Origin of the sequence: Hymenobacter crusticola, from assembly GCF_002154225.1 — a bacterium.
Lineage (GTDB): Bacteria > Bacteroidota > Bacteroidia > Cytophagales > Hymenobacteraceae > Hymenobacter > Hymenobacter crusticola.
The window spans coordinates 1-7,074 of sequence record NZ_MTSE01000062.1 but is presented as its reverse complement, the minus strand read 5'-3'; the positions used below and the strand labels follow the sequence as shown (position 1 = coordinate 7,074).

Below are 7,074 nucleotides of genomic sequence, written 5' to 3'. Positions count from 1 at the left end.
GGCGGAGCAGCTCCGCGTACGAAAGGCCGGTCTCGGCCGTAAAAGCAGCTTCCTGGCCGGCAGCGGTTACCGCGCCGGCATAATCACTGGTGCGGCCGCGTTGCTCGCGGTTGATTACCGCTTGGGCGAGTTGACGCTCGTAAAGCACACGGTTGACGTTGCGTTGCCAGACTTGCAGGCGCTTCGTGTCTTCCATCTGGTAGATGGCATCGTTCGCTCGCAGGCGCTCGTCTTCGGCAAAGACGGCATCGCGCAGGAGCTCGGAGAGGTGGACCCGGAGGAGAGCGAGGCCGAGGTGTACGGCCAGGGTTTGGACGCGAAAGGTCGGGGCAAGCGTTGGCGCGCTTGCCGCAGCAATCGATTTTTCCATTACTTTTGGAGTGTGTAAGACTAAGTGAAAACTTGGTTAAAAGAGGGTTACTCGTTGGCGCGAGTAGCCCTCTTTGCTTTAAGGCTAAGCATTGAGACTAGCTAAATCTTTCGCTGTTTCTAAAGCTCCCACTTCACGGGCGATACGCATTGCCTCAATCACCACGGCATTCCCTGGACGCTCGGCTCGAATAGCTTGTTGAACAGCCGATCGACTCATACCGAGTTTCTTGGCAATCTGGCTCTGAGTTCCATAAGGCAGCAGATCGGCTAGCTTCTGTGCTCTTTCTTGCATGGTGTGTAGTTTTACTTACTTTGAAACATCATTTACTTAACAGTTCAAACATAGTTAAGTATAAGTTGATAATCAAACAACAGTCAAGAAAAAGTTTTCTTGATCTAAATTATCATTGTTTCTTAGTTCAAGTAATACTTTAATTTCAAGTTTTGTGCGCTTAAAGGAGCTCAGAGAAAAGGCAGGCTTAACTCAGGAAGAGTTAGGGAAGAGGATAGGGAAAAGTAAGACAGCCATCTCTAATATTGAAAGTGGCAAGAATGGCCCACGTATGTCCACTTTGGCTTCTATTGCAAAAGTGCTTGACGTTGAAGTACAAGATATCTTAACGGACACTGGTCGTTCTCAACCCCTCACGGCTAGTGATACCCCGAATACAGTTCCTATTAGCTTCGAGACTTCACTTGTAGGAAGCGCACCACTTCCCCTTATCACTTACACGACTTTCTCCTTCTTCACTCAATCTTGTCTTGAAGCCAATCAAAAGGACTTACCTGTAGTGCACATCACAGAAATGCCGGATCACGACTACCAAGATGCGGCAGTTTTCGAAGTAAAAGGTAATAGTATGGCACCGAGGTACCCGGAACGCTCCCGCTTTGTGATTCGACCAGTAGCGAAGGACAATTGGTCGCATACCCAAGGAGTGCACGTTATTGTGCTTAGCAGTCACTTATTGCTTATGAAGCGTATTGTCAGTAACCTAAAGGGAGTCTTACGTCTAAGGAGCGATGCAAATGGCGAAGAGACGGAAGTAGTACTTACCGAGGTCAGCTGTCTATGGAAAGTAGGAGAAGGAATCTACTATCCGGCAGAGGACTAGTTCCTAGCGAACAAGGCTCTTTGCTTTTATTCCCACAGCCATGCATAATCAAGGAAAAGGCATTTTCGAGCGGCTGAAAGCCGGCGAGTCACTCCGCAAGGACGACCCTGAATACGCACAGTTTGCCACTGTCGTCGCGCGCACGATCCGGCTTTGTACGGAGTTGAATGCATCCGCCCTCGAACTAGACCAGGTCCGGGATCGGTTGAGTGCCATCATTGGCTCCGAGATAGATGCCTCCACGACCATTTTCCCGCCCTTTTACACCAACTTTGGCCAGTTTATCAGCCTGGGAAAGAATGTGTTCATCAATCACGCGTGTTCTTTCTTAGATATTGGCGGCATCACGATTGAAGATAATGTCATGATTGGCCCCCGCGTCAATCTTACGTCCGAGAACCATCCGCTGGACCCCAGGGACCGGACCACCGTGCTGCTGCAGCCGATTGTGATCAAACGCAACGCTTGGATTGGGGCGAGCGCCACCATCTTACCCGGCGTTACCGTCGGAGAAAACGCGGTGGTAGCCGCTGGGGCGGTTGTCAGTCGCGATGTGCTCCCCAACACAGTCGTAGCAGGTATACCAGCCAAGGTGGTCAAAACACTTTGATGTAGAAGCAGCCTTGTAGACAATAGAACAGGAACGAAGATCATGATGAACGACATCATGTGCCTCTGGAAAGTAGGAGAAGGATTATACTATCCAGCAGAATACTAGTCTAGGCTACGTACGATAGTGCATACGAACGTTGATCCTAATTATAATAAAGAAAGGCTCCCTGTAGGGAGCCTTTCTTTATGCAACTTCTTGTTGTGATGTATGGGTAGGCTCAGCTTTAAGAAAACGCTTAGCACCTGTTTTTTCTATCCTTTCTGCTACCTCTCCTGCTTCCTCAATTGGAATGACTTTTAGCAAAGGATTTTCTTTAATAGCACGCCAAAACTTGTGCTTGTCTGGATCAGATTCTTCACTTGGTTCGTCACACAATAAGTAAAAGGCACTTCCCTTCGAATCCCTTCTGAATTTACGTAGAAGACTACGAGCAACAGTATCATATTCAAATACGTGCTGTTGCAGCGTATCCATGCCATAGAAATCGAGTGGCAATACGTGAGCCGCCGTGAATGACCCATTTAACCCAAGGCACTCCATCCGAAACTCAAAGAACAGTTCCGGTAGTTGACGATCTGTAATCCTGAGATTGGTATGAACAAGTGGCTTGACCCGCTCCATTAATTGTACTACCGGCTCTTGTACTAAGGGACTAGCTTGGATAAGTGATGGCTTATCTTGTGAGACAGTGCTATCAACTAAGCGGACAAAAAGTTGTTCAAACACACTTTCTGGTGTGTCGTTTTCAAACATCGCCACGCTAGTAGGTGTGCCTATTCGTAGAATGCCGTTGGAATACCGGCTTAAATATTCCCAATCAGCTAACTGCAATAGATGCTTACCAGAAGGTTTGACTCCCTCTGCTACCGCAGCTTGGCGTGCTTGCATATCAGTTGCTACTCGGCGCTCTATCTGAGAAACAACATCACGTACTACACCTCTGGCTTGAGGGATAAGCATTCCTGCTAGTCGCACTTTCCGTGAGGATACACGCATCCAATAACGGCTGCCATCAAAAAACACCAGCCCGACTACCACAGCTTCGCCCGACGCCGGATTGGGCGCTATGCGAATTAGGGTATGAAAAGCAGTATTTTTCATGGTAGGCAAGCGAAAAAGTGACGTAAGATTAAGTCAATTCGGGAGTTAGAGAACAAAAAATTAGATAAAGCAGTTTGCGAAATTTCGCTCAATTTATACGGTTGAGGTAACCATTCACATATGGCTAAGAACTGCTCCTTGCATTTTTTTATGCGAAGATAGCAGCCGGCTCGTAACTCTTCTTCCGTCCATAACGGGCGTTGTTGACGCCACTTGTAGAGATAGGCTCGACTGGCATGTGCTTGTATTAAGTTCTTTTTGATATCAAAGTAGAGGTATTGAGGATCTAAGTAGCGAAAGTCTATTCGACCAAATGTGTACGCATGGTCAATGGCCCACAACTTGTATCTTTTCCCCTCCAAGGTAGGCGCAATCAGTGTATTATGGTGCGATGCTCTACGGTCATCGTTGGCCACCCAAGCATCAAACAGCGCTATCCACAGCAGATCCTCTGGGTTGACAAGCGTCTCTAGCTCAATGTCGCCATTTAGTAACTCACTAGAGTCTTGTGCCCCAAACACCTCTTTAGAGCCGAAGGCTGGTCTTTGTAAATACCGACCTAACCGCCGGACTTCACGCGGTAAATTTCTCAGCAGAGATTCATCAACAACAAGAACAGCAACCTCTGGCGTAGGAATACTCCATAGTTGTAGTAAAGCGCTGCATAACCATTCTGCTTGTAGCTCATGTGCGTTATATGGCGCTTTGTGATACTTAAGGTAATACTGCTCGTAATCCTCTGATATCACTAATAGCGGTTCATGGGCTGTAGGTAACACTCCTTGAATAGAGCGCACACGTCGCTCAAGCATGTTTGTTAGTATTAAGCATAATCAACTATCAATAATTGCACAGATCAACTCAATACAACAGCCTACAGCCTAGCTACATTCTACTTGGGCACCTTCTGCTGCCAACCGTTTTAAATCATATGGCAACTATTATGTATTTATCACGAAGCAGCTTACGACGTACCTAAGTAATGAAGCGTTTAGTTTAGAGCAACAAGATATCAATAGAAGTAAAACTTCGTCTGTCAAGATGGGCTAATTATTGCTGGCTATCCAATCCGATCCATACATCTTCGGCCAGCATCTTTCGCGCTCGACTCACCCAGCGCAAGAGTGCAGTAGCCTCCTCTAGCCAAGCTGGCCACGCATGCAAGGAAACAGACCGCACTTCACTACCATACTTCTGCTCGTCAAACGTCAGAGGCAAGTAGTAGCTAATTCCTTCCTGTAAGGTAAAGACCAGTCCACTCCACCCTTCCACTCCTTCCCGGTGAGTATACAGTGCTTCTACCGTCAGGCCTTCGGCTACGACTACCTTCCCAAAGGCTGTTTGCTGGAAGTCTTCGGCGATGATCTCTAAGTCGCGGGTTAAGTCATAATCGTGGCTGCGACGTGCACCTAGTTTTACTTGCTTGCTGCGAGTCTCTTCCTGCAGGATATACTCGGCTAAGGTTTTCGGAGAGGTCATCACGAAAGATAAGAAAGCGCAGCTATCTACGATCGCTTGACTCCTGCACTCTCTCAAGTGCACCTAAATTCAGTGCTACCACGGAGGCGTAAGTCCTACCTAAAGAAATACATTTAGCGCTGCGGGTTCTTCTGCTCAGTAGTTGATCGCTTAGGCTTTTTAGGTGGCCTCCAATCCTCTTGGTCAAGATAAGACTGTTATGTTTTTCTTATAAAACATCAAGAGGGAGCATTTTAGCGTGATCCCCCCTCTCTGGTAGACTTCTATTTCAAAAACTAGTATTACACACTAAATACATCGTTGCTTGGTATTCAACATCCTACATAAAGTCAATTTCGATTCAGCATAATGATCATTCTACTAAAACCCGATCCTTATGAGTCCAATTTACGCGACCCGGCTACGAACTGTCTGTTACTTCATACTATTATTGCTCGCTCCTAAAATCCAGGCTCAAAGTTGGCAGTGGGCTACCGCTCCAAGTAGTGCCAGTGCCAACGGTATTTCACACGCTGTTGGTACTGCAGTGGATGGCGCAGGAAATACGATTGTCGTCGGCAATTTTTCTAATGCTGTGACCTTTGGCAGTACTACGTTGTACACTCCTGCCCAAACGCTCTATGTGGCGCGATTAAATAGCAATGGTGCCTGGACACAAGTCATCAGTATCAGCAATCCTAACAAGGACTACATTGAAGCTTTTGCAACAGCGCTGGACGGCGTTGGTAACGTGGTTATCGCCGGATTATTTAGTGGTACGATTACCTTCGGCACCATCACCCTTACTTCACCATCAGTTGATGAGTGCATTTTCGTGGCACGCTTGAGTACTGCTGGAGTCTGGACGCAGGCTGTACGAGGGGCTAATGGCGGCAATATTGAAGTAACTGGCCTAGCAGTCAGAGCCAACGGTGATGCTGCAATTGTAGGAAACTTCTTAGATAAGTCCATCACATTCGGTACCAGCACATTAACGAACATTGATACTCGCCTTTTCTCTGGTAGTAGAGACCTATATACAGCAAGATTGAGCAATGATGGCAATTGGACGCAGGCCGTTCGGGCTGGAGGAACAGTTGCTACTAATGCACAAGTACCTACCCATGATGTAGCTACGGCGGTGGTAATAGACGAGAGTGGCACCGTTACAGTGGCCGGCTACTTTACCGGAACCACTATTGGATTTGGACCCCTAACGCTAACCAATGTTAATCCGGCAGGAGGAACTGCTCAACCCGCTGACCTTTTTGTCGCACGATTGAACAACGCAGGCACATGGACGCAGGCGGTGCGGGCCGGAGGAGAGGGTAATGATCGAGCAATGGACCTTGCCCTTGCAAACAATGGGGATGCCGTCGTATGTGGTTCCTTTAGTGCGTATACTACAAATTTTGGCGCTATTACCTTGACAAATCCTGGTATTTCCTCCTATGATTTATTCGTCGCACGACTGAATAGCGCGGGTACATGGACTCAGGCAGTACGTGCAGGAGGAAACGGGTTTGGAGATGATGAGCGGGCCGTTGCTCTTGCAGTGGATGGTAATGACAACGTGCTTATCACTGGACTTTATTTTGGCTCTTCCATACTGTTTGGTCCGCTCACCCTAGATAGGGCAGGCGCTTATAGCCTTTTCGTTGCGAAACTGAGTAGCATGGGTTCTTGGTTACAAGCCGCACGAGCAGGAGGTAATGCGGTTATTGCGCCTTCTTCAATTACGGTGGATGGCAGTGGAAGTGTTACCGTAGTGGGTGAGTTCAGTACTCCCAGTATCAGCTTTGGCTCTATTTCCCTTACCGCTGCATTTACATCGGCGTTTGTGGCGCGGCTTACGGGCCTTGTTACTTCTACCAAGCAGCCTGTTGGCCATAAGCTACCTCTCGCTATTTTACCTAACCCAGCGCATACTAGTATTACGCTCACGTCACTAGCCAACGAGATTTCGGATCCTGTGTTAGTCTTTGATGCTACAGGCCGGGAAGTAGCGCGGCGTATCGTGCCTATCCGTACCACTAGCATGACGTTGGACGTGAGTAGTCTGAAACCCGGTCTCTATGTAGTACGTCACGGGAAAGCCACGGGAAAGGTATTGATCGAATAAGGAGTAAAAGTTGTAAAATCTACCTCATAAAAGGCTTAACAAACTGGCCAACTTCTCATCCCTGAATTCCCCAACAAAAAAGCCACTTCCCGACAGGAAATGGCTTTTTTGTTGGGGAGCTAGATACTCCTACTCTTCCGTAGTAGTGTCTGTTTGCATTTCATCTATGGGTAACTGCACGGCCGCGAGTTTCCAGAATAGTTCTTCCTGCCGCCTAGTCAAAGCAACAGCTGTTGCGCTTCAGGTTACCTTCAAACAAACAGTAGCATAAACGAGCAACGAACCGGTTGCTC

8 protein-coding genes are annotated in these 7,074 nt (G+C 47.7%); 3 read left to right on the top strand and 5 right to left on the bottom strand.

Going from position 1 to position 7,074, the window contains the following annotated elements; genetic code table 11:
* Together BXP70_RS28430 and BXP70_RS28425 are read right to left on the bottom strand one after the other, a co-directional pair.
* A partial coding sequence (locus BXP70_RS28430) for a hypothetical protein (RefSeq protein ID WP_143436772.1) occupies positions 1-370 on the bottom strand: 370 nt, incomplete at its 3' end.
* A gap of 84 nt (positions 371-454) precedes the next feature.
* Positions 455-664, bottom strand: coding sequence for a hypothetical protein (locus tag BXP70_RS28425; protein ID WP_086597507.1), 210 nt, complete (start codon positions 662-664; stop codon positions 455-457).
* A 154-nt stretch (positions 665-818) separates the two neighbouring features.
* Between BXP70_RS28425 and BXP70_RS28420 the strand changes: the two genes are divergently transcribed.
* Together BXP70_RS28420 and BXP70_RS28415 are read left to right on the top strand one after the other, a co-directional pair.
* Positions 819-1,487 carry an XRE family transcriptional regulator gene (locus BXP70_RS28420; protein ID WP_179197889.1) on the top strand — a complete coding sequence of 223 codons (669 nt, stop codon included), beginning with the start codon at positions 819-821 and terminating at the stop codon, positions 1,485-1,487.
* A gap of 40 nt (positions 1,488-1,527) precedes the next feature.
* Positions 1,528-2,097, top strand: a complete 570-nt coding sequence (locus BXP70_RS28415) for a DapH/DapD/GlmU-related protein (protein WP_086597505.1) — start codon at positions 1,528-1,530, stop codon at positions 2,095-2,097.
* A gap of 186 nt (positions 2,098-2,283) precedes the next feature.
* Here BXP70_RS28415 and BXP70_RS28410 read toward each other — a convergent pair whose 3' ends face one another.
* From BXP70_RS28410 to BXP70_RS28400, 3 genes are all read right to left on the bottom strand, one after another.
* On the bottom strand, positions 2,284-3,201 hold the full coding sequence (locus BXP70_RS28410) for a hypothetical protein (protein WP_086597504.1): 918 nt from the start codon (positions 3,199-3,201) through the stop codon (positions 2,284-2,286).
* Positions 3,198-4,013, bottom strand: coding sequence for a HipA family kinase (locus tag BXP70_RS28405; protein ID WP_086597503.1), 816 nt, complete (start codon positions 4,011-4,013; stop codon positions 3,198-3,200). The genes BXP70_RS28410 and BXP70_RS28405 overlap by 4 nt, the downstream gene beginning before the upstream one ends.
* Positions 4,014-4,251: 238 nt before the next feature.
* Positions 4,252-4,680 (bottom strand): hypothetical protein, encoded by a 429-nt coding sequence (locus BXP70_RS28400; RefSeq protein WP_086597502.1) that lies wholly within the window; start codon positions 4,678-4,680, stop codon positions 4,252-4,254.
* A gap of 376 nt (positions 4,681-5,056) precedes the next feature.
* On the opposite strand from BXP70_RS28400, the gene BXP70_RS28395 reads away from it, so the two are divergent.
* The gene (locus BXP70_RS28395; protein WP_086597501.1) at positions 5,057-6,781 is read left to right on the top strand and encodes a T9SS type A sorting domain-containing protein; all 1,725 of its coding nucleotides are present in this window, start codon (positions 5,057-5,059) and stop codon (positions 6,779-6,781) included.
* Positions 6,782-7,074: the final 293 nt, after the last annotated feature.